This is a genomic window from Thermodesulfobacteriota bacterium, from assembly GCA_040757775.1.
In the GTDB taxonomy this organism is placed as follows: domain Bacteria; phylum Desulfobacterota; class UBA8473; order UBA8473; family UBA8473; genus UBA8473.
On record JBFLWQ010000001.1, the window covers coordinates 166,223 to 187,500 of the forward strand.

Annotated in this window: 18 protein-coding genes, 2 tRNA genes, 1 rRNA gene and 1 other RNA gene (1 of these 22 cut by a window edge); 20 read left to right on the top strand and 2 right to left on the bottom strand. The window is 40.0% G+C overall.

The window, feature by feature from the left end:
• Nucleotides 1-27 precede the first annotated feature (27 nt).
• The 10 genes from AB1401_00990 (at nt 28) to trpS (ending at nt 13,076) form a co-directional block, all read left to right on the top strand.
• Complete coding sequence (locus AB1401_00990; protein MEW6614039.1) at nt 28-2,715, top strand: DEAD/DEAH box helicase family protein; 2,688 nt, start codon at nt 28-30, stop codon at nt 2,713-2,715.
• A 38-nt stretch (nt 2,716-2,753) separates the two neighbouring features.
• Nucleotides 2,754-3,062, top strand: a complete 309-nt coding sequence (locus AB1401_00995; GenBank protein MEW6614040.1) for a hypothetical protein — start codon at nt 2,754-2,756, stop codon at nt 3,060-3,062.
• A complete protein-coding gene (locus tag AB1401_01000; protein ID MEW6614041.1) occupies nt 3,044-3,289 on the top strand; it encodes a DUF2283 domain-containing protein in 246 nt (81 codons plus the stop codon). Before AB1401_00995 ends, AB1401_01000 begins: the two co-directional genes overlap by 19 nt.
• A 60-nt stretch (nt 3,290-3,349) precedes the next feature.
• Nucleotides 3,350-5,539, top strand: coding sequence for a site-specific DNA-methyltransferase (locus AB1401_01005; GenBank protein MEW6614042.1), 2,190 nt, complete (start codon nt 3,350-3,352; stop codon nt 5,537-5,539).
• Between the two features lie 5 nt (nt 5,540-5,544).
• The gene (locus AB1401_01010) at nt 5,545-6,129 is read left to right on the top strand and encodes a transposase (protein MEW6614043.1); all 585 of its coding nucleotides are present in this window, start codon (nt 5,545-5,547) and stop codon (nt 6,127-6,129) included.
• Nucleotides 6,101-7,147: a DegT/DnrJ/EryC1/StrS family aminotransferase gene (locus AB1401_01015; protein ID MEW6614044.1), complete on the top strand. Its 1,047-nt coding sequence runs from the start codon at nt 6,101-6,103 to the stop codon at nt 7,145-7,147. The genes AB1401_01010 and AB1401_01015 overlap by 29 nt, the downstream gene beginning before the upstream one ends.
• A 5-nt stretch (nt 7,148-7,152) precedes the next feature.
• Nucleotides 7,153-8,316 carry an MraY family glycosyltransferase gene (locus tag AB1401_01020; GenBank protein MEW6614045.1) on the top strand — a complete coding sequence of 388 codons (1,164 nt, stop codon included), beginning with the start codon at nt 7,153-7,155 and terminating at the stop codon, nt 8,314-8,316.
• Between the two features lie 26 nt (nt 8,317-8,342).
• On the top strand, nt 8,343-9,230 hold the full coding sequence (xerD, locus tag AB1401_01025; protein MEW6614046.1) for a site-specific tyrosine recombinase XerD: 888 nt from the start codon (nt 8,343-8,345) through the stop codon (nt 9,228-9,230).
• 123 nt (nt 9,231-9,353) lie between these two features.
• Nucleotides 9,354-11,990: a CBS domain-containing protein gene (locus AB1401_01030; protein ID MEW6614047.1), complete on the top strand. Its 2,637-nt coding sequence runs from the start codon at nt 9,354-9,356 to the stop codon at nt 11,988-11,990.
• A gap of 102 nt (nt 11,991-12,092) precedes the next feature.
• On the top strand, nt 12,093-13,076 hold the full coding sequence (trpS, locus tag AB1401_01035; GenBank protein MEW6614048.1) for a tryptophan--tRNA ligase: 984 nt from the start codon (nt 12,093-12,095) through the stop codon (nt 13,074-13,076).
• A gap of 46 nt (nt 13,077-13,122) precedes the next feature.
• Here the strand turns inward: trpS and AB1401_01040 are convergent.
• Nucleotides 13,123-13,198 (bottom strand) — tRNA-Ala (locus AB1401_01040).
• Between the two features lie 335 nt (nt 13,199-13,533).
• On the opposite strand from AB1401_01040, the gene AB1401_01045 reads away from it, so the two are divergent.
• Nucleotides 13,534-13,621, top strand: a tRNA-Leu gene (locus AB1401_01045).
• A 539-nt stretch (nt 13,622-14,160) separates the two neighbouring features.
• Entirely contained in the window at nt 14,161-14,562 is a 402-nt protein-coding gene (locus tag AB1401_01050; GenBank protein MEW6614049.1) for a hypothetical protein, read from the top strand.
• A gap of 101 nt (nt 14,563-14,663) precedes the next feature.
• Here AB1401_01050 and AB1401_01055 read toward each other — a convergent pair whose 3' ends face one another.
• Nucleotides 14,664-14,843: a hypothetical protein gene (locus AB1401_01055; GenBank protein ID MEW6614050.1), complete on the bottom strand. Its 180-nt coding sequence runs from the start codon at nt 14,841-14,843 to the stop codon at nt 14,664-14,666.
• A 309-nt stretch (nt 14,844-15,152) separates the two neighbouring features.
• Between AB1401_01055 and AB1401_01060 the strand changes: the two genes are divergently transcribed.
• The 8 genes from AB1401_01060 to AB1401_01095 form a co-directional block, all read left to right on the top strand.
• Entirely contained in the window at nt 15,153-15,719 is a 567-nt protein-coding gene (locus AB1401_01060) for a DUF3795 domain-containing protein (protein MEW6614051.1), read from the top strand.
• A gap of 168 nt (nt 15,720-15,887) precedes the next feature.
• Nucleotides 15,888-16,112 carry a cell division protein ZapB gene (gene zapB, locus AB1401_01065; protein ID MEW6614052.1) on the top strand — a complete coding sequence of 75 codons (225 nt, stop codon included), beginning with the start codon at nt 15,888-15,890 and terminating at the stop codon, nt 16,110-16,112.
• A gap of 13 nt (nt 16,113-16,125) precedes the next feature.
• Nucleotides 16,126-16,434 (top strand): cell division protein ZapA, encoded by a 309-nt coding sequence (locus tag AB1401_01070; protein MEW6614053.1) that lies wholly within the window; start codon nt 16,126-16,128, stop codon nt 16,432-16,434.
• 7 nt (nt 16,435-16,441) lie between these two features.
• Nucleotides 16,442-16,622, top strand: a non-coding RNA gene (gene ssrS, locus AB1401_01075) — 6S RNA.
• Nucleotides 16,623-17,160: 538 nt separating this feature from the next.
• Nucleotides 17,161-18,720, top strand: a complete 1,560-nt coding sequence (rny, locus tag AB1401_01080) for a ribonuclease Y (protein ID MEW6614054.1) — start codon at nt 17,161-17,163, stop codon at nt 18,718-18,720.
• A 12-nt stretch (nt 18,721-18,732) separates the two neighbouring features.
• Nucleotides 18,733-19,518, top strand: a complete 786-nt coding sequence (locus AB1401_01085) for a TIGR00282 family metallophosphoesterase (protein MEW6614055.1) — start codon at nt 18,733-18,735, stop codon at nt 19,516-19,518.
• Nucleotides 19,519-19,530: 12 nt separating this feature from the next.
• Complete coding sequence (gene tyrS, locus AB1401_01090; GenBank protein MEW6614056.1) at nt 19,531-20,745, top strand: tyrosine--tRNA ligase; 1,215 nt, start codon at nt 19,531-19,533, stop codon at nt 20,743-20,745.
• Nucleotides 20,746-20,963: 218 nt separating this feature from the next.
• Nucleotides 20,964-21,278, top strand: a 16S ribosomal RNA gene (locus AB1401_01095); it runs 1,257 nt beyond the window's last position.

Sequence of the window (21,278 nt, forward strand, 5' to 3'; positions counted from 1 at the left end):
GAAAAAATGAATTAGAAGAAATAGAATATGAACCAATTCCCACAAAACCCATATCAGATTCTTGACCCCAATATCCGCTGGGCGCCTTCGCAGGAAGACTTACAAGAAAAAGCCTATGAGCAATTAATCCCGCCGTTGGTTTATAAAATACGCTTAGCTGTGAAAGAATGGTGGGACAGCAATTATTCAGGGGCATCAGATACAACAAAGGCATTATTGCAATTCTGGTTCAAGCCGGACGGCCATCTGCCTGCGCCGGGCAGGGCGCGGCAGGCAGGCAAGAAAAACGGCGATGTTTTCCAGTACTATTTTGCTCAGCGGGAAGCCATTGAATCTATCATCTATTTGTATGAAATCGCCAAAGCCAGAGACAAGTACGACCTCATGCGTTTCGATTCTTCCAATCGTATCAGCACAGGTCATTTCTCCGAAACCTGGCCTCGATACGTGATCAAAATGGCAACGGGTTCGGGAAAAACAAAGGTGTTAACTCTTGCCCTTGTCTGGTCATATTTTCATAAACTCTATGAACCCGAATCTGATCTTTCCCGCAATTTTCTAATTATTGCCCCTAACATAATTGTGCTGAACAGGCTACGTAAGGATTTTGACAACTTTAAGATTTTCAGAGAAGACCCTTTAATTCCGGAAAACGGTTATGCTGACCGTGACTGGCAGAACGACTTTTTTCATCTGACCCTGCATATTCAGGACAAATTAAAACCGATCACCGAAGAAGGCAATCTATTCCTGACCAATATCCATCGCGTTTATCTGAATGATGACAGAGAGTTGTCTCTGGAAGAAGAATTCTTAGGTAAAAAACCACCTGCCGATGCCGATACTTCCAAAGGGATGGATTTAGGGAAAGTGCTACGCAGTGCTAAAATAAAAGACCTGGTGGTGATGAACGATGAAGCGCATCATATCCATGATCCTGAAATGCAGTGGTTCAAAAACATTGAAGATATCAACAATCATTTAAAACTGAAACAGGGCAAGGGAATCTCTCTGCAAATTGACAATACCGCAACGCCCAAACACAATGACGGCGCCATATTTGTTCAGACCATTTGTGATTACCCACTTGTGGAAGCCATCAAACAGCGAATTGTCAAATCGCCTGTGCTGCCTGATGAGGCTTCGAGAGGGAAATTGAACGAAAAGACGTCGTCTGAATTTGTGGAACGCTATAAAGATTTTATCCATCTTGGTTATATCGAATGGAAAAAACAGTTTGATGAATTAAAAAGCCAGAAAACCCCTGTTCTGTTTGCAATGACGCTGGACACCAAGGAAGCCAATCAGACTAAAGATTATCTCGAATCCCATTATCCCGAATTCAAAGATTCCGTGTTGCTCATACACACCAAGAAAAGCGGTGAAATATCAGAAACCACAAAAACCAAAAGGGATAAAGATGAACTGGAACAATTGCGCAAAGCAGCGGATACCGTGGATGAAGACACATCGCCCTACAAAGCTGTTGTATCGGTGATGATGCTCAGGGAAGGATGGGATGTCCGTAATGTGATGACCATTGTGGGGCTGCGTCCTTATGGCTCCCCTGCTAAAATTCTGCCTGAACAAACCCTGGGTAGGGGCTTGCGCAAGATGTTCGGCATGGAGGTGAAGGAAGAACTGGTGGTAGTTGGCACGTCTGCCTTTATCGAATTTGTGGAATCCATTAAAACCGAAGGTGTGGAATTCAGCTACAGACCCATGGGGGAGACGGCCAAATCCCGCAACCCGATTATTGTGGAAATAGACAGTGACAATACAAAAAAAGATTTGGAGAAACTGGATATTCCAATTCCTGTTTTATCCCCACGCATCCATCGGGATTATAAAAATCTGGAGGATATTCAGGTGGATGCCATGCACGCCGCCCCCGTTCCCATGAAACAATTCAGCGAAAATGAATTGAAAGAAATTGTGTTTACCGATATTGACGGTGAATTTTCCCATAAAATTGAGTTTACCGATACCCTGCCTGATTATCGAAACGTGGTCGGTTTTTTTACGCAGGCCATTCTCAAGGAAAGCCGTCTGGTGAGCGGATTTAATCTTCTCTATCCCAAAGTGGAGCAGTTTATTCGGCAAAAATTATTCGGTAAAAGCGTAAACATTGAAGCCCCTGTCATTTTACGAAATCTCTCTGAAATCGAGGCAAAACAGACCATATACGGTGCATTCAAAAAAGCCATTGATGAGTTAACTATAAAAGATAAAGGTTCCGCACAAATAAAAAATTATATTTCGCTGCGGAAAACCAAGCCTCTGGTGGTAGATAACCAGCCCTACCTTGTTCCACAAAGAAGTGTTTACAACAAAATTATCGGTGACAACCAGTTTGAACTGGAATTTGCCGCCTTTCTGGAAAACTGCGTTGATATTATCTCCTTTGCCAAAAATTACCAAACGCTCAATTTTAAAATCGAATATCAGGGTGAGGACAGCAACATCCACGATTTTCATCCTGACTTTCTCATCAAGAAAGCTGAACAGGAAACCTACATTGCCGAGACTAAAGGCAGAGAAGATCTGGACGATGTGAGAAAAATCAAGCGCCTGCAAGTCTGGTGCAATGATGTCAATGCCGCGCAGAATGAACGCTGCTATGTTCCACTGTATGTGAAGCAGGAAACGTGGGAGAAATACGAAAAGGATTTGAAGGTGTTTAAAGACGTTGCGAAATTATTTAAATACTCATAGTTGAAAAAAGCACCTTTAAATGAGAAGGAATAATTATAATGGCGGACATTGCTTTATCCATTAACAATGTACCGATAAGGCTCACTGATGAACGATGGAAACATATCGTCGAAAACCATGATGATATAGCAGGTTATTATGATACAGTTCTCCGAGCGGTCGAAGAAGCAGATTATATTATCAAAGGTTACGGAGGTGCTTTTATTGCTTTACAGGAAATTGACAAAATGAAATTTTTAGCCGTCGTTTATAAGGAATTTATCAATGATGGATTTATCATCACTGCATACTTTACCAGGAAAATTAAACTCGAAAACGAGGTGATAGTATGGAAAAAGAAATCTTAAAGCAAGAGACATTAGCAGAAGTATTCAAAGCTACGCCACATCTGTTAAAATTTCCTGTCACCAAAATGTGGATAGACTATGACAAGGAAGCAGACGCGCTTTATATCAGTTTTGATCGTCCACAGAAGGCTACGGATTCCGAAATGTCGCAAGACGGTATTTTGCATAGATATCGGGGCGAAAAACTTGTTGGAATAACCATACTCGAAGCATCAAAAAGACATTGAACACCTGGGCATAAACAATATTGATACTTCATGATGACCGAGGGGAAAAAGAGCATATTAATGGGTGAAATTCATTTATCTGAAAAAGAAAAACAGGAAATAATTGATCAAATCCAGCACGGTAAACCCCTGTCCAAAGAATACATTTACAAATTATACGCCGATGATGAAGACGTTTTTCTGTTCTGGAACGGGCGCAATGAATCCGTGACCAATGCTGTACTACCCTTTCATTCCATTGAACATATTGACGAACCCAGAAAAGAAACCAAGCCGGAACAGATGAACTGGCTTGATACAACAGGCAGACAGTTAAAAGGCTGGACAAATAAACTAATCTGGGGCGATAACAAACTCATTCTCTCATCGCTGGTGAACGGACCAATGAGGGAAGAGATTGAAAAAGAGGGTGGACTGAAACTGATTTACATTGACCCGCCCTTTGCCGTAGGTGCGGATTTTTCCTACAACATTGCCGTGAACGGCGAGGATGTAACCAAACAGCAGTCCATCATCGAAGAGATCGCCTACCGTGACACTTGGGGCAGAGGCATTTCATCCTACCTTTCCATGATGTATGAACGGCTGAAACTGATGCATCAGTTGCTGGCAGAGGATGGCAATATTTATGTGCATTGTGATTGGAGATTAAATAGTGTTTTGAAATTTTTGTTAGACGAAATATTTGGAATAACAAATTTTAAGAATGAAGTAATTTGGCATTATAGACGATGGACAGCTGGTAGTGGTTCTTTCCAAAAAATGCACGATGATTTATTATTTTATGCCAAGAGTAATAAATATTGCTTAAATACCATTTATATCGAGGCTACAGAAGGTCAAAAACAAAAGCATGAAAAAGGCTGGGATAGGAATTCTGTTTTAATAGATGGTAAAAGGCAACCACAATTAATAGTATATAACAAAGAAAAAGTTGATGAGGCTGTTAATCAAGGTAGAATTGATTTATCAGAATATGCAAGGATAGTTGAAGTTAATATCGAAGAAACAATAGCCCCAGATGTATGGGAAATCAACTTCATCAACTCACAAGCAAAAGAACGATTAGACTACCCCACCCAAAAACCCGAAGCCCTTTTAGAGCGCATCATCAAAGCCAGCAGTAACGAGGGCGATCTGGTTGCCGATTTCTTCTGCGGCAGCGGAACCACCGCCGCGGTGGCGGAAAAACTTGGTAGGAAATGGATCGCCTGTGATCTGGGCAGATTTGCCGTTCACACCACCCGCAAACGTATGATTCAGGTGCAGCGGGAATTGAAATATCAGGTCAAATCCTACCGTGCCTTTGAGGTGCTCAATCTGGGCAAATACGAACGCCAGTTTTTCTTCGGTGTGCCTGCCAATATCCCGCCCGGACAGCAGGAAAAACTACTGGAAGCCAAACACGAGAAATATGTCAATCTGATATTGGAAGGCTACTCGGCGCAACGCATAGAAGGACATCGCCTTCTGCACGGCAAAAAGGCAGGAAGGTTTGTGCATGTGGGTCCGCTCAATGTGCCTGTCACCAAAACGCTGGTGGAAGAGGTGTTTGAGGAGTGCCGCCAGAACCTGATTACACAGGTGGATATTTTGGGTTTTGAATTTGAAATGGGGCTGGTGCCCTACATAAAAGACGAACTGCGCCAGCAGGGAGTGGACATCCGTCTGCGTTACATTCCCAGGGAAGTGTTTGACAAACGGGCAGTGGAAAAAGGACAGGTTAAGTTTTATGACGTTGCTTATATGCAGGTCAAACCGTATATTGAAGGCCTGCCTGGCGGACAGACAGGGAAAACCGTCAAAATTGAACTCACCAATTTCACCACCTACTACACGCAGGACGATCTGGAAGAACTGGAGCAGTCGCTGAAAAAAGGCGGCTACAAGGTAGTCATTGAAAACGGGCAAATTACTAAACTGACCAAAGACGAGCACGGCATTTTAAAGCGGGAACTGCTCACCAAAAACTGGCTGGACTGGATCGATTACTGGGCAGTGGATTTCGATTATGAAGATAAAAAGGAAATGATTCGGGTTGAAGAAGATGGTCATGTGAAAGAAATCTGGACGGGTAATTATATCTTTGAGAATTTGTGGCAGTCATTCCGAACAAAAAAGAACTCATCTCTTGAACTTATTACCGTCCCGCATACTTACACGAAAGCGGGCAAATATAAAATCATGGTTAAAGTGGTTGATATTGTGGGAGTAGATACGTCGCATGTCATTGAAGTAGAGATAGAATAAACAAAATGAAATACAACCCTGAAAAACACCACCGCCGTTCCATCCGCTTAAAGGGATACGATTATTTACAGGCAGGTTGTTATTATATGACTCTCATTACCCAAAACCAGGAATGTTTATTTGGGGATGTTGTGGATGGGGAAATGGTGTTGAATGAATTGGGGGAAATTGTACAGGATGAATGGTTAAAAACCGCCCAAATTCGAAAAAACATTAAATTGGATATATTTGTGGTTATGCCCAATCATGTGCATGGAATTATTATCATTGATGCCAATCCTGTAGGGGTGATCCATCGGATCACCCTTACAAAACCACGGTTGTTTTCCAATTCATTAGGATCCATCATTGGTCAATTCAAATCGGTTGTTACAAAACGAATCCACAAAATGGGGATTCAACATTTTAAATGGCAACGCAATTATTGGGAACATGCCATTCGTGATGAAAATGAATTAAACCACATTCAGGAGTATATTATAGACAATCCATTAAAATGGGATTTGGACGACGAAAATCCGAATTCAGGGCGACCCATCGGGTCGCCCCAACAGGAAGATTATGATCCCACATTCAAAACCAACCCTTGACAAGAAAGATTATGATGCTGTCCTTGGGGTATTGCGATCGGGCCAGATCTCTCAGGGAAAGTATGTGAAGAGGTTTGAAGCCAACCTCTCTGAATTTGTCGGGGTTAAGGGAGGGGTTGCTACAAATTCAGGGACTTCTGCCCTACACTTGGCCTTGCTGTCTTTAGAGGTAGGCAAAGGAGATGAAATAATCCTTCCAGGTTATGTCTGCACTGCCTTGTTGAATGCGATAAACTATGTAGGGGCAACCCCAGTCCTTGTTGATATTGAGCCAGACAGCTTTAACATTGATGCAAAAAGGGTAAAAGAATCCCTTACTGAAAAAACCAGGGCAATTATTGTCCCTCATCTTTTTGGCCTGCCTGCCAATCTGGAGGAACTACTGTCCTTTGGAGTTCCATTGATAGAAGACTGTGCTCAATCTCTTGGTGCCACATACAAGGGAAAACAAACTGGCAGTTTTGGAACGCTGTCGATATTCTCCTTTTATGCTACTAAGGTAATAGCCTCGGGAGAAGGCGGGATGGTTCTTTCAGATTCTCCCCATCTACTGGAAAGGGTGAGAGACCTCCGGGATTATGATAACAGAGATGACTATAAAATCCGCTTCAACTATAGGATGACCGACCTTCAGGCTGCCCTGGGCATCAGTCAGATGGAAAAATTGCCATCTTTTTTAGAAAGAAGAAGAGCTATTGCAAAGAGATACTCCAGGGAGCTGGCAAATATACCTGCTCTTTTGCCAAGAGGATACCCTGAGAGGGAGCATATCTTTTACCGTTATGTTATAAGAGTTAAAGGAGACCTTGAAAGACTTTTAGAACAAATTAAAAAAGAAGGTATCTGCTGTGAACGCCCTGTGTACCGTCCATTACACTATTATCTGGGATTATCCGATCTTCCTGAGACAGAAAGGATATGGAGCAGTGCCCTGTCCATCCCTATTTACCCTTCCCTTGCCTCTGGTGAAGTGACAGAGGTTATCAAAGGGGTAAAGAGGTTAATTGAAGAAAGGTAAAGGATTTGAAAAATTCTAAGAGAAACTTCAACTTAGGTAATGCTTTATATTTCTTAATTCTATTAGTTTTTGTAATACTTTTTGTGAACATATTGGTTCCCTATACAAGGACATTTTTACACGAACAGGGTCATAGATGGCTCTTTATACTTCTTTTTTCTTCTTCCCTTTCCTTTACTGTGACCCCCTGGGTAAGATACCTTGCAAAAAAAGTAAATATCTTAGACCATCCAGACGATAGAAAAGTTCATCACCAGGCTACACCCCTGCTTGGAGGCATTGCTATATATATTGCCTTCGTCAGTTCTATTTTTATTAACAACATCTATACAAAACCATTGCTTGGCATTTTGATAGGTGGAACCATAGTATTCTTAATAAGTGTAGTAGACGATATAATAGAGATTCCGGCAGGACTCAAGCTTCTGGTTCAGTTTCTGGCTACATCTATCATAATCGGTTCAGGGATAGTATTAGACCTTTTCCCTGAAACACCACTTGGGCTTGCAGGAAATATATTTTTAACGTTTTTATGGGTGATTGGAATTACCAATTCCTTTAACTTTTTCGATGGGATGGATGGTTTAGCTTCGGGTCTGGGTATAATCACAGCCTTTTTCATTGGGATTGTCGCCTTTCAAACAGATCAGCCTTTCCTGGGATGGATAGCTATTGCCGTAATGGGCAGCTGCATTGGGTTCTTACCTTATAACTTCAGGCTGCATAAACCTGCCACCATCTTCCTTGGAGATGCCGGCAGTAACTTTCTGGGATTTACACTCGCATCTCTTGCCATATTCGGTGATTGGGCTGATAATAACCCAATAGTTTCTCTGGCTACCCCTCTGCTTATCTTCTGGATCTTTGTCTTTGATATGACACATATAACTTTAACAAGGATTATTTCAGGAAAGGTTACTAATTTAAAGGAGTGGATTAACTATGTGGGAAAAGACCACCTTCACCACCGTCTGGAGTTCTTATTAAAGAGCAAAAAACAAAGCGTCCTGTTCATCTTCTTTCTCTGTGCATGTATGGGTATAAGCGCCATTGTACTACGCTATGCCCGAACCGTTGACGCAATTCTTCTGGTAATCCAGGCAGCAATAATAGTCATCCTTGTAACTATCCTGGAAGCCATAGCAAAAAAACAGGCAAACAAAGGGTAGTAAAAATGGGGTTAAATAAGATGACCATGGTGAACCTGCTCGATGAATTTTTAAACTACCTTGTCGTTGAAAGAGGATTATCTAAAAACACCCTGGAATCATACAACAGAGATTTAAACAAATACCTTGATTATCTGGAAAAAAACAATATCACAGATATTAAAGAGACCTCCAGTTCTCGTATAATGGCTTTCATTTCTACACTAAAGCAAAAGGGGCTCGCAACCAAGACCACTGCAAGAAACCTGGTGGCTGTCAAAATGTTTTATAAGTTTCTGGTTAATGAAAATTACCTTGAGAAAAACCCTGCCACAAAAATTGACTCTCCAAAAACATGGATCAAATTGCCCAGTACCCTGGCACTGGACGAGGTGGAGAGGTTACTTGATCAACCTGATACAAACAATCATTTAGGCATAAGGGATTCTGCCATGTTAGAACTGCTGTATGCCACCGGGTTAAGGGTTTCTGAGCTCGTTTCTCTATCCCTAAACAGTATTAATTTAGAAGTGGGTTACCTCATTGCCTTTGGAAAAGGTAACAAGGAGAGAATTGTTCCCATAGGGAGTCAGGCAACACAAAAGCTAAAGGAGTATCTGGTGTCTGCCAGAAAAAAACTACTTAAAAACTCAAACAGTCCTTATCTTTTTGTAAATCGTTCAGGAAATTCTCTATCCCGACAGGGCTTTTGGAAGATTATTAAAAAGTATACCTTTAAGGCAGGGATAAAGAAGAATATAACACCTCACACCTTAAGGCATTCTTTTGCCACCCATCTCCTGGAAAGGGGAGCAGACCTGCGTTCAGTGCAGACTATGCTGGGCCATGTTGATATTTCTACCACCCAGATATATACCCATGTGACAAGAGAAAGATTAAAAAAGCTCCATAATCAATTACATCCCAGGGCTTAGACTGTATCAGTGGGTCCGGGTCAGTCCGCCTCTGGAGGAAACACCGATCAGTACGGGCGAGGTTATTCTCGCCCCTGCGTAACACTGACACTGAATTTCTATGATTTGCGGTGACCTGCTACAATGGAAGTAATTATCACACATGTAAATGCCGATTTTGATTCTCTCGCTTCGATGCTGGCGGCAAAAAAGCTGTATCCAGAGGCTCGTCTTGCCTTTCCTGGTTCTCAGGAAAAAAGCATGAGGGATTTTTTTATCCAGTCAACGATTTACGTCTTTCAGGTAGAAAAGCTAAAGAACATAGACCTTGAAAACATCCATCGTCTTATCCTGGTTGATACAAGACAGGCAAGTCGAATAGGGAAATTCGCGGAGATTAAAGACAGGACGAATTTGGATATCCATATATATGATCATCATCCGCCTTCATCTGACGACATCTCAGGCTCTCTGGAAGTAATAAAAGAGGTAGGGTCCACTGCGACTATTTTAACCCAGATTTTAAAAGACCGGAATATCGAAATCAGTCCTGATGAGGCTACAATCATGACCCTCGGGATATACGAAGACACAGGTTCGTTCACCTTCTCTTCAACCACAAGCGATGATCATCTGGCTGCAAGTTATCTCCTTTCCAAAGGGGCAAATCTGAATACTGTTTCAGATATGCTTATCAAAGAATTAACAGCCGAAGAGGTCTCACTACTGAATGATCTTGTCCTTTCTGCCACCACTCACAATATAAACGGTATTGACGTTGTAATAGCCAAGGTCTCCACCAATAAATATATAGGGGATTTCGCAGTATTAGTCCATAAACTAAAAGACATGAAAAATATCAATGTACTCTTTGCATTGGCTAGAATGGAGGATCGGATATATCTAATTTGCAGAAGCAGGGTTGACTATATAAACGTCAGTGAGATCGCTATAGAATTTGGAGGAGGGGGACACTCGACTGCCGCATCTGCAACTATCAGGGACCTGACGCTTATTCAAGTCGAAGAAAAACTGCTGAGTGTTCTTCGTAACAAGATAGGAATACGGATACATGCAAAGGACATAATGGCTTTTCCGGTAAAGGTGATAGACTCTGCAGAATCGCTGCAAAGAGCAGGGAAGCTTTTGACAAGGTACAATATAAATGTATTACCAGTGATTAAAGAGAATAAACTTGTGGGTCTAATCTCCAGACAAATAATTGAAAAAGCAACTTACCATGGATTAAAGGATCTGCCCACTGAGGAGTATATGTCTACAGATTTTTCATCAGTAAGCCCGGATGCTCCCTTCATTACCGTCCAAAAAATTATCATAGAAAACAATCAAAGGTTCCTTCCGGTTGTGGAAAACGACTGTATAGTGGGGGCAATCACCAGAACAGATCTGCTGAGAACAATACAAAGTGACCTTTTAAAAGACCCTTCTTATCCGTATGCCTTTGATCGTGACACCCGTCTCACAAGAAAAAAATCCGTTGCAAAACTGATGAAAGAACGGTTGAACCAAAGAATCCTTGAAGTATTACAAAACATAGGTAAAAAGGCCGAAGATCTCAATTACAATGCCTATCTTGTAGGAGGGATCGTCAGAGACATTATCCTTCGGCATGAGACCCTTGACATTGATATTGTAATAGAAGGGGATGGAATTGAACTGGCAAAGCGATTTGCCACGGATTATACCTGTAAAGTAACATCTCACGAGAAATTCGGCACCGCTACATTGATCTTCCCTGACAACCTCAGGATAGATGTAGCCACAGCCAGACTCGAATACTATAAATCCCCTGCAGCGCTCCCTACCGTTGAATTGAGCTCGATAAAACTGGACCTTTACCGCAGGGATTTCACAATGAACACATTGGCAATAAGATTAAATCCCGCAGGTTTTGGTGAACTGATAGATTTCTTCGGTGCTCAGAAAGATATCAAGGAAAAGACAATCAGGGTAATACATAACCTGAGCTTTGTTGAAGACCCGACAAGGATATTCAGGGCTATCCGTTTCGAGCAGAGATTCGGCTTTCAGATAGGGAAGCACACCGCTAATCTTATAAACAACGCTGTCAAGATGAATTTTTTCGATCAACTGGATGGCTACAGGTTTTTCTCTGAATTGAAACTTATATTTCAAGAAGAAGAACCCGTACTGGTAATAAAGAGATTAGCTGAATTCGACATTCTGAGGTTTATCCATCCAAAGATAAAATTCAACGAGAAAATGAAGAAACACTTACAAAACATTAAAGGAATTATTTCCTGGTTCAATCTTCTGTACTTAGAAGAAAAATATGAAAAGTGGCGAATCTACTTCCTTGGATTGATAGATCCCCTGAATAAACAGGAGGTTCTTCAACTCTGTCAAAGGTTATCCATAACTGAAAAAAATAGGCAGAAGATTATCCTCGGTATTGAACAGTCGGAGGCTATCCTTAAACAGATCGGAGAAAGAGACATAGCAGAGAGAAGCAAAATCTATAATATTCTTAGGCACACATCCACAGAGTCTCTGCTTTTCGCCATGGCAAAAACTGATAAAAACTATATAAAGAGGAATATATCCCTTTATTTTACTCAACTGAAAAGGACTCATATCCTTTTAAACGGTGAAGATATCAAAAATCTGGGAATAGCACCAGGGAAGATATTTAAAAGGATACTGGACGATCTTCTCGAAGCCAAATTGGATGGAAGGGTTAAAACCAGAAAGGAAGAAATCAATTTTATAAAAGAAAATTATATGGATAGCGTAAGTTGACAACAGATGCCCTCTTTGATATATAGCAAGGGCAGAAAAGGATGCTACGGAGACCTGAAAAACTCTCTCTGCTAACGTGGAACAGAAAAGGAGAAGCACTATATGTCTAAGAATAGAATATTGAGTGGTATGCGACCTTCTGGTAAATTGCACCTTGGAAACTTCTTCGGAGCTTTAGACAGCTGGGTAAAACTTCAAGATGAGTATGAATGTTTTTACTTTGCTGCTGATTGGCATGCCCTGACCAGTGAGTACGAAAATACAGAGATAATAAAAGAGAGCATTACAGATATGTTCATCGATTGGTTGAGTGCAGGTATTGATCCCGAAAAAAGCACCATCTTCATACAGTCGAAGATACCAGAACATGCTGAGCTCCATATCCTACTCTCAATGATCACTCCTTTGTCCTGGCTGGAGCGCAATCCAACCTATAAAGAGCAACAACAAGAATTAACAAACAGGGATATTTCTACCTATGGTTTTTTAGGCTATCCTGTCTTACAGGCGGCGGACATAATTATCTATAAAGCTCATAAGGTTCCTGTTGGGATAGACCAGGTACCTCATCTTGAATTAACCCGGGAGATTGCCCGTCGTTTTAATTTTCTTTATAAGGAAATCTTTCCTCTCCCGGAGCCTATTTTGACCGAGATGCCTAAACTGCTGGGTATAGATGGGAGAAAAATGAGCAAAGCATACAACAACGCTATATACCTATCAGACCCTTCAGAGGTAATCAGGGAAAAGATAGAGGAGATGTTCACAGATCCCCAAAGGGCAAGAAAATCTGATCCAGGAGACCCGGAAGTTTGTAATGTCTTTTCCTTCCATAAGCTGTTTAGCCCCTCTGAGGAGGTTAGTGAAATATCCCACAGTTGTCGATCTGCAGGTATTGGATGTGTTGACTGCAAGAAAAGAATTGCATCCAGAGTAATTACTTTTCTATCGCCGCTTCAGGTAAAAAGGGAATACTTATTAAACCACCTTGAAAGGGTAGAAGAAATCATAGAAACAGGGATTAAGAAGGCTCAGGGTATAGCAAAGGAGACTATGAAGGAGGTAAGAGAGGCAATAAGAATTTGATGAAATAAAAAGGGGCTAGTGCCATTCACTAACCCCTTGATTTTCTTGGTGGAGCTGAGCGGGATCGAACCGCTGACCTCTTGAATGCCATTCAAGCGCTCTCCCAACTGAGCTACAGCCCCTTCATTTTTCTAATAAAAACCAAAAATTGATTGGGTTTTTTTATGTTTTATGGCATACCATAAAAGAAATTTTGCGTCAAGGTTTTTGTTGACAGTCAGGTTGGGTTTTGCTTATAATTCAAATTCAATATTGACGGCTTCGTAAAAAGTCCATGTGTCCGCCTTTTGGCGGATAGCACTGCATCCTTCGTAATTGCAGTGTACTCTCAAGTACGCCTCATTCCTCAGGATTTGCGCGCCTTGCATCTGAAGCTTTTTACTGTGTCGTCTGATTTTTAACTTTTTACAGCTTCATCAATATTGAGATGTAGCATTAATATTTCAATAAGCTAAATGCCGGAGTGGTGAAACTGGTAGACGCAGGGGACTCAAAATCCCCCGGGGCTCGCCTCCGTGTCGGTTCGAGTCCGACCTCCGGCACCAATAAAAGAGGGTTAGCCCGCCTATGGCGGGTTAGCCCTTTTTTAATAGAATATGAGAATCGGTCACAGATACAGCAGCTCCGCGAATTACAGAATTCCTTATAGCTTTCCATTCAGATTTGATTGCCTCTATTCATCCTCAGAGTGTCGCTGAATGGAGGAAATGTGTGATTGCGAAACCTGATCCAATACCTCCTCCGCGGCATAAAATAATTACTTTGTATCTATCTGTTATTTAAAAAGAATGCGAGAACCGTCCCCTTTTCCTTTTCTTCTTACAGTTACCAAAGGACTTGAAAGGAAATTTTATAGAACGTTCTTAAGGAGAAGCTATATCCCCACACCAATTTATTGGTATTGGGGATAAATCTTTACTTGACTCTTTTTACCTAAAGGTAGTGATTTGTTGTGCCGCTCCCCTAGACTGCTGAAAGTTCGTGTACCATCAGATCTACCCCTTCAAGTACCTGCTTGAGTAAAGGCAAAACTGGCTCATTGTTAGTCGAGAAATGGAATGACACCCAGGTGATTACCTCTTTCTTGAACTACAAGGTTAACAAAATCGCTAACGGTGCTACCAATAGGACCCACCCAATAATTTGCAGAACGCGATTCCCGAGCCAGATCATCGCAATCGGGATTAAAAGGATTGCGAAAAGTATTGTTGTGTTTTTTATTCTTTCATCGGCATGCCAGGATGGAAGAACGGCGGCAAAGATCAACAACGGAACGAAAAGTGATAGTATCCGCCCCAATGTGACGATCTTTCTGTTTTTTTCGCTTTTGTTCTTCATCGTCAATAAATCGCGCTACTTCGCGCGTAAGGCTGTTAATTTGATTCAGGGAATACTCAAATTGCCGAGTAATCTTTGTACCGGGCCATTGCAATCCCCTTATGTAAAGGTTAAAAGTCTGAGTTCATATTACTACCCATCGGTATGAATACTCCCTGCATAACGAGTCTGTAGAAAAACCCATAAATCAGGAATTGGAGGGTTGAAGGGGACGTTGTTGAATTCTTTCACTTATTTTTTTGAGAAATCTCATCCTCCTTCCCCTTTCAATTGCTCCGGACTTCTCTCTTCCAGCCACAGCTTGCAGACATTCTTCCAACCTATCCTGCGCCATTTCTTAAATACCGCCTTTAACTCATTCAAGTCCTTCGCTTCCAGAAGATCTTTCTGGGCAGCTTTCAAATCTTCAAGAGATGCAATTGTCGGCATAATTTACTCCGTCTTTGGAAATTGAAATTCAATAATAAGAGAAAAGAGGACAGATACGCTTCATCTTAAATAAAAAAAGGCGATCTCCCTCTTCGCTCCTATAATTAAAAAGTAGAGAAAGACGCCCTCGTGATTGCCCCTTTGCGATTAGGGTTTATAAACTCATTATCATCATTTAACCATACACTTTCTTATATCTCAACTTTCAGAAAGAATCCAGTGTTTTTTACATTGTGTCATCGAACGACTTTATGTATAATTATAAGAATAAAAACCAGTAGTTTTTATAACCCTAAAAAGGAGGCAAAAATGGAAGGATGGACCGAAGAAGAAATTAGAAACAAGGATTTAATGGCACCATGCGGGTTATACTGTGGTGTATGCGGAGTTTACCTTTCAACAAGGGATGGAAATGAAAAATTCAGGGCCACTATGGGGAACCTTTATGGAACAAAACCCGAAGAAACAGCATGTTTAGGGTGTATGCAGCCTGATCCACCGAAAAAGCTCTACGGTATATGTAATGTATGCAAAGTAAGGGATTGTGTAAAATCAAAGGGATATTACTCTTGCCATCAATGCAAGGAATGGCCGTGCAGCATGATTCAGAATTTCCCCCTTGCCACTGGCGCAAGAGTTATGAAAAGAACGATCCCAATATGGCGGGCAAAGGTAGCCGAGTGTGGTGATGAGAGAGGCAGTGTGGAATGGGTCCGATCAGAATGCGAACGTTATCATTGTTCTTCATGCGGCAAACCGCTTTTCAGAGGTGCACAACGTTGTAGAGTATGCAAAAAACCAGTAGCCGATGAACTGGACGGGTCCCTTCAAGCTGATGTTGATATGAAGAAAATGCACCAATGGCTCATTGAGTAGGATAGGGATGGCTGTACTAGCTCAATAATTCACTATGATATGAAAATCTAAGGTAATTCCTTACATCAAGAAAATTCTTGACTTTTTTTAGAAAAATTTATAGATTAAGGGTTATCTTAAGAACAATAATCATAAATAAGTTTCTAATAAAGAACTGGTTAGGGGATAATGATGGCAGATCTGAGTAATTTTGAAAAACTAGAAGGCAGAATAGATAACTTAATCAAACAAAGCACTTTTTTAAAAGAAGAAAATAAGATTTTGTTAGAAAAGCTAAATCAAAAGGATCAAGACATACATAAACTAACCGATAATATAGAAGAACTCCATAAGGAAAGGACATTAGTATTTGACAAGGTTGTTGGTCTGATTGACAAACTAGAAGATATATAATTAGAGAGGAGCTTTGAAAAAAAATATAGATATTGAAATACTGGGCCAGAAATATACAATTAAAAGCGATGAAGAAGAAGTTTTTGTTTATAACATAGTAGATTATTTAAATAAAAAAATAGAGGAGGTATTACGAACCACCACAACTGTTGACACCCTTAATGCAATCGTCGTAGTGGCTTTAAATATTACTAGCGATCTCTTCCGGATAAAAAATGAAGAGGGATATCTTAGGCAGCAAATTGAAAACAAATCAGGACATTTGATTAGTTTAATTGACTCCTATGTTGATAATGAAGGAAACATCTCAAGTAATAATTAAAACCCAATTCCCCCTGCTATGTTCGTGATAAACATATAATTTTGAGCCAACATATCTAAAAAGGGAACCGTCCCTTATTGTGGCAGGCATGCCCTCCTGAGGGGACGTCTAAAGCAGTAATATGGTGCCCACCTGGTAGTTAACTAGGTTCAAAATAAACTGTTTACACGGCATTACGTGGGGGGGTATTAAGTGCTTTCTCATTTTTATTAAAAGTTTAAATTTTAAAGACAGGAGATATTTTTAGGATAGGGAGACAGAGTTAACTTACTGATGATAATAGAATAAGAGTTGGATAATACAGGTGAAAGGATAACGTTTTTAATATTTGAAAAGAATATGATTCGTTTTACAATAACACCATATAACTAACACGGATTGAACAACTAAAGAAAATTATTATTTTAGGTCGATTAAATGACCGTACAAATAAAGTTTTTATGGCTAAACAGCTATACAATAGAGGACGCCTTTTATGGTTATCTATCGGTCATACAATACGGGAAAAATCGCAACAATTATGAGTTATATGGGCTAGATATTTAAACTTAAAAACTTTTCAAACGATTTAAATTAATCTTCCATTTCACCTATCATTAATCATTCCAACCTTTGCTTTCATCAAATACAGAAATCATCGGCTAAATCCTAAAATAGGATAATTATCTCCTGTTAGAAGCTTTTTTAATAAGTTAACCGTATAGGGAGGTGTTATATAAATTGGGTATCTCTATAGAACTGTTTATATACTTTTTACTGACTTTGGGCATTGGTGCTTTAATCGGTTTTATCCTTAGCAAGAGGTTTACCGAGGGTAGGATAAAACTTGCAGAAAATGCTGCAAAAAAGATAGTCGACGATGCTAAAAAAGAGGCTGAAAACATTAAAAAGGAGGCTATGCTCCAAGCCAAAGATTACCTTTACCAAGCAAAGGGAGAATTTGAAAAAGAAACCAAAGAAAGAAAGAGTGAACTACAAAAGCTAGAGAGAAGATTCTTACAAAAAGAAGAACACCTTGATAAAAAAGTAAACTTGCTTGACCAGAAAGAGATTAATATCTCTAAAAGGGAAAAGAATCTGGTTCAACTAGAAAAAGAAATCTTGGAGAAGGAAAGAAAATATAGCACGTTAGTAAAAGAGCAAATGGAACAACTGGAAAAAATAGCTGAGATGTCATCTGAAAATGCCAAAAAACGTTTAATGGAGTTGATGGAAAATGATGCCAAGCATGAAGCAGCTAAAAAGATTAAGAAAATTGAGGATGAAACTAGAGAAATGGCAGACAAGATAGCAAAAGACATAATTTCTCTATCAATTGAAAGATATGCTGCTGATTGTGTTGCTGAAAAGACGGTTTCTGTGGTGAACCTTCCAAATGATGAGATGAAAGGACGAATCATAGGAAGAGAAGGAAGAAATATCCGTGCGATCGAGGCAGCTACCGGCGTTGACTTGATTATTGATGATACACCTGAGGCAGTTATACTCTCAGGTCATAACCCTATAAGACGGGAAATAGCCAAAACCTCTCTGGAAAGGCTTATAAACAATGGAAGGATTCATCCTGCCAGGATAGAAGAGATTGTTGGAAAAGTTCAAGAAGAAATGGAGGTAACCCTTCGTGAAGCAGGAGAACAAGCTGCTTTTGACGTTGGAGTACATGGTATTCATTCCGAATTAATAAAACTTATAGGTAAACTTAAATTTCGAACCAGTTTTGCTCAAAATGTATTCCAACATTCCTTAGAAGTGGCATTTATTTCTGGCATTCTTGCATCTGAATTGAAAGTGGGGGTTAAACAAGCAAAGAGAGCCGGGCTTCTTCACGACATTGGTAAAGCGGTAGATCATGAAGTAGAAGGGTCTCATGCAATTATTGGTGCTAACTTAGCGAAGAAATATGGAGAGTCTCCAGAGATTATACATGCTATCTCAGCCCACCACAATGATGAATCCCCCAAATCCGTTTTAGCCGTTTTAGTACAAGCAGCAGACACTCTATCTGCCGCCAGACCAGGTGCCCGAAGAGAAATGTTAGAGACCTATGTTAAACGCCTCGAAGACTTGGAAAGAATAGCAAATTCCTTCCAAGGAGTCAGTAAATCATATGCAGTCCAAGCGGGAAGAGAACTGAGAGTAATTGTAGAAAGCTCGGTAACATCGGATGAAGACTCAATTATGACAGCTAGGGATATAGCAAAAAAGATAGAGGATGAATTGAGCTATCCGGGCCAGATTAAAATTACGGTTATCAGAGAAACCAGAGCTATTGAATATGCAAAATGAGGAGAATATCTTTTGAGGGTTCTGTTCATTGGAGATATAGTTGGAAAACCAGGCAGACGAGCTATTTTCGAGCTTTTAAATAATATCAAGGATTCCTACAAGGTCGACTTGGTTATTGCTAATGCAGAGAATGCGTCGGGAGGGTTCGGTGTTACTCTAAAGATTATTAGGGAATTGTTGGACAATGGTATAGATTTATTAACTTCAGGCAACCACATCTGGGATAAAAAGGAGATTATTGAGTGGTTCGATGAGGAAAAATACTTGCTACGTCCAGCTAATTACCCTACAGAAAACCCTGGTACCGGTAGTGCCGTTCTTAAGACACCTTTCGGAGAAAATATAGGAGTTTTAAATGTTCTGGGCAGGGTATTTATGAATACTGTAGACTGCCCTTTTAAAACTGCTGTAGAGGAAGTCAACAAATTAAAAGAGAAAACTAAAGTCATCCTTATAGACATTCACGCCGAGGCTACCTCTGAAAAAATAGCAATGGGCTGGTTTCTCGATGGAAAAGTAAGTGCTGTTATTGGAACACATACCCATATCCAAACAGCAGACGAAAAGATTTTGCCAAAAGGGACTGCATATATTACCGATGTAGGCATGACAGGTGCTATGGATTCAGTAATAGGCATAGAAAAGGAAATTGTTATAGAACGTTTTTTAACTCAAAGACCTCAAAGGTTTAAAGTAGCAAAAAGAGATATACAACTTAATGCTGTATTAATAGATATTGACCCACAAACTGGCAAAAGCAACAGTATTAAAAGATTAAAAATGGATTTAAATATTTAAAAAGGTATTAAGATGAATGTAGAACAACAATTGGAAATCATAAAAAGAGGAACAGTGGAAATACTCATTGAAGATGAGTTGGCAAAGAAACTATGTGATTCTGAAAAAAATAGATCCCCCCTTAGGATAAAGGCTGGTTTTGACCCCACTGCTCCTGACCTTCATTTAGGCCATACTGTGCTTATTCAAAAGCTCAAACAGTTTCAAGATCTAGGGCATCATGTCATATTTTTAATTGGAGATTTTACAGGAATGATCGGGGATCCCTCAGGAAAATCTGAGACTAGAAAAGCTCTCTCTAAAAAAGATATTCTTATAAATGCTAAAACCTATCAAAGACAAATATTTAAGATACTTGATCCCCAAAAGACTCAAATCGTTTACAACAGTCAGTGGATGGAAAAAATGTCTGGAATTGAATTAATAACACTATGTGCCCAATATACAGTTGCAAGAATGTTGGAAAGGGATGATTTCTATAAAAGATATTCAAATCAGCAACCTATTAGCATCCATGAATTTATCTATCCTCTTATTCAGGGTTATGACTCTGTGGCATTGAAAGCCGATGTAGAATTAGGGGGAACGGATCAAAAATTTAATTTGCTTGTGGGGCGAGAGATTCAAAAGGCATATCACTTGAACCCTCAGGTTATAATTACTATGCCTATCCTAGAAGGACTCGATGGGGTAAATAAAATGAGTAAATCACTTAACAATTATATTGGTATCGACGAACCGCCCCAAGAGATTTTTGGGAAGGTTATGTCAATTTCTGACGACCTTATGATGAGATACTATGAACTAATTAGTGATATTTCCATAAAAGACCTTAAAGCACTTAAGGAAAATATTCGAATGGGTAAAGAACACCCAAAGGAGACAAAAAAGAAGCTGGCTATAGAAATAGTTGGGCGTTTTTATAATAGTGAGGAAGCCTTAAAGGCATCTGAAGAATTTGATCTTATATTCAAGCATAAAGAAACCCCAGACCAAATACAAGAAAAACAAATTTATTGGAATGAAAAAAATATCTGGCTGCCCCGTCTTATAACAATGTGCTCTGAGGTTGCTAAAAGTAACTCTGAATCAAAACGACTAATAAAACAAGGTGGTGTTAGCATCAATAGAGAAAAGGTTGTTGATGAAAATATAGAAATACCTGCTAAAGGAGAATACATATTAAAAATAGGCAAAAGAGAATTTATAAAAGTAAGATTCCTGTAAAGTAATTGTAAGGAAGATTTAACTGAATAAAAAATGTATATCAGTCAAATTTTCTCTTGACAAACAATAGGGTGTTTAGTAATATTCTTTATTCTTAAGTGTGAAATTTTGCTCTTTGAAAACTAAATAGTAGGTTCAATAGCTTTGTGGGTTCTTGTATAAACTCTTGTATAAAAAGAGATTAGATAAACTCTCGAATCTCTTTGTAGTTTTAGATTTAAGTGGAGAGTTTGATCCTGGCTCAGAATGAACGCTGGCGGCGTGCCTAACACATGCAAGTCGAACGAGAAATTTTTCTGAGTAATCAGAGGAAAAGTAAAGTGGCAGACGGGTGAGTAACAGGTGGGTAACCTGCCCTTAAATTGGGGATACCCCATCGAAAGGTGGGCTAATACCTAATAAGACTACAACTACTCAGGTGGATGTAGTAAAAGATGGCCTTTAAAAAGCTTTCGTTTAAGGAGGGGCCCGCCTACCATTAGCTAGTTGGTAGGGTAACGGCCTACCAAGGCAACGATGGTTAGCTGGTCTGA

Excerpts from the sequence above, each read along its gene's own strand:
- AB1401_00990 (MEW6614039.1), top strand. The coding sequence starts at position 28 with ATGAACCAATTCCCACAAAACCCATATCAGATTCTTGACCCCAATATC.
- AB1401_00995 (MEW6614040.1), top strand. The coding sequence starts at position 2,754 with ATGGCGGACATTGCTTTATCCATTAACAATGTACCGATAAGGCTCACT.
- AB1401_01000 (MEW6614041.1), top strand. The coding sequence starts at position 3,044 with ATGGAAAAAGAAATCTTAAAGCAAGAGACATTAGCAGAAGTATTCAAA.
- AB1401_01005 (MEW6614042.1), top strand. The coding sequence starts at position 3,350 with ATGGGTGAAATTCATTTATCTGAAAAAGAAAAACAGGAAATAATTGAT.
- AB1401_01010 (MEW6614043.1), top strand. The coding sequence starts at position 5,545 with ATGAAATACAACCCTGAAAAACACCACCGCCGTTCCATCCGCTTAAAG.
- AB1401_01015 (MEW6614044.1), top strand. The coding sequence starts at position 6,101 with ATGATCCCACATTCAAAACCAACCCTTGACAAGAAAGATTATGATGCT.
- xerD (MEW6614046.1), top strand. The coding sequence starts at position 8,343 with ATGGTGAACCTGCTCGATGAATTTTTAAACTACCTTGTCGTTGAAAGA.
- AB1401_01030 (MEW6614047.1), top strand. The coding sequence starts at position 9,354 with ATGGAAGTAATTATCACACATGTAAATGCCGATTTTGATTCTCTCGCT.
- trpS (MEW6614048.1), top strand. The coding sequence starts at position 12,093 with ATGTCTAAGAATAGAATATTGAGTGGTATGCGACCTTCTGGTAAATTG.
- AB1401_01055 (MEW6614050.1), bottom strand. The coding sequence starts at position 14,843 with ATGCCGACAATTGCATCTCTTGAAGATTTGAAAGCTGCCCAGAAAGAT.
- AB1401_01060 (MEW6614051.1), top strand. The coding sequence starts at position 15,153 with ATGGAAGGATGGACCGAAGAAGAAATTAGAAACAAGGATTTAATGGCA.
- zapB (MEW6614052.1), top strand. The coding sequence starts at position 15,888 with ATGATGGCAGATCTGAGTAATTTTGAAAAACTAGAAGGCAGAATAGAT.
- tyrS (MEW6614056.1), top strand. The coding sequence starts at position 19,531 with ATGAATGTAGAACAACAATTGGAAATCATAAAAAGAGGAACAGTGGAA.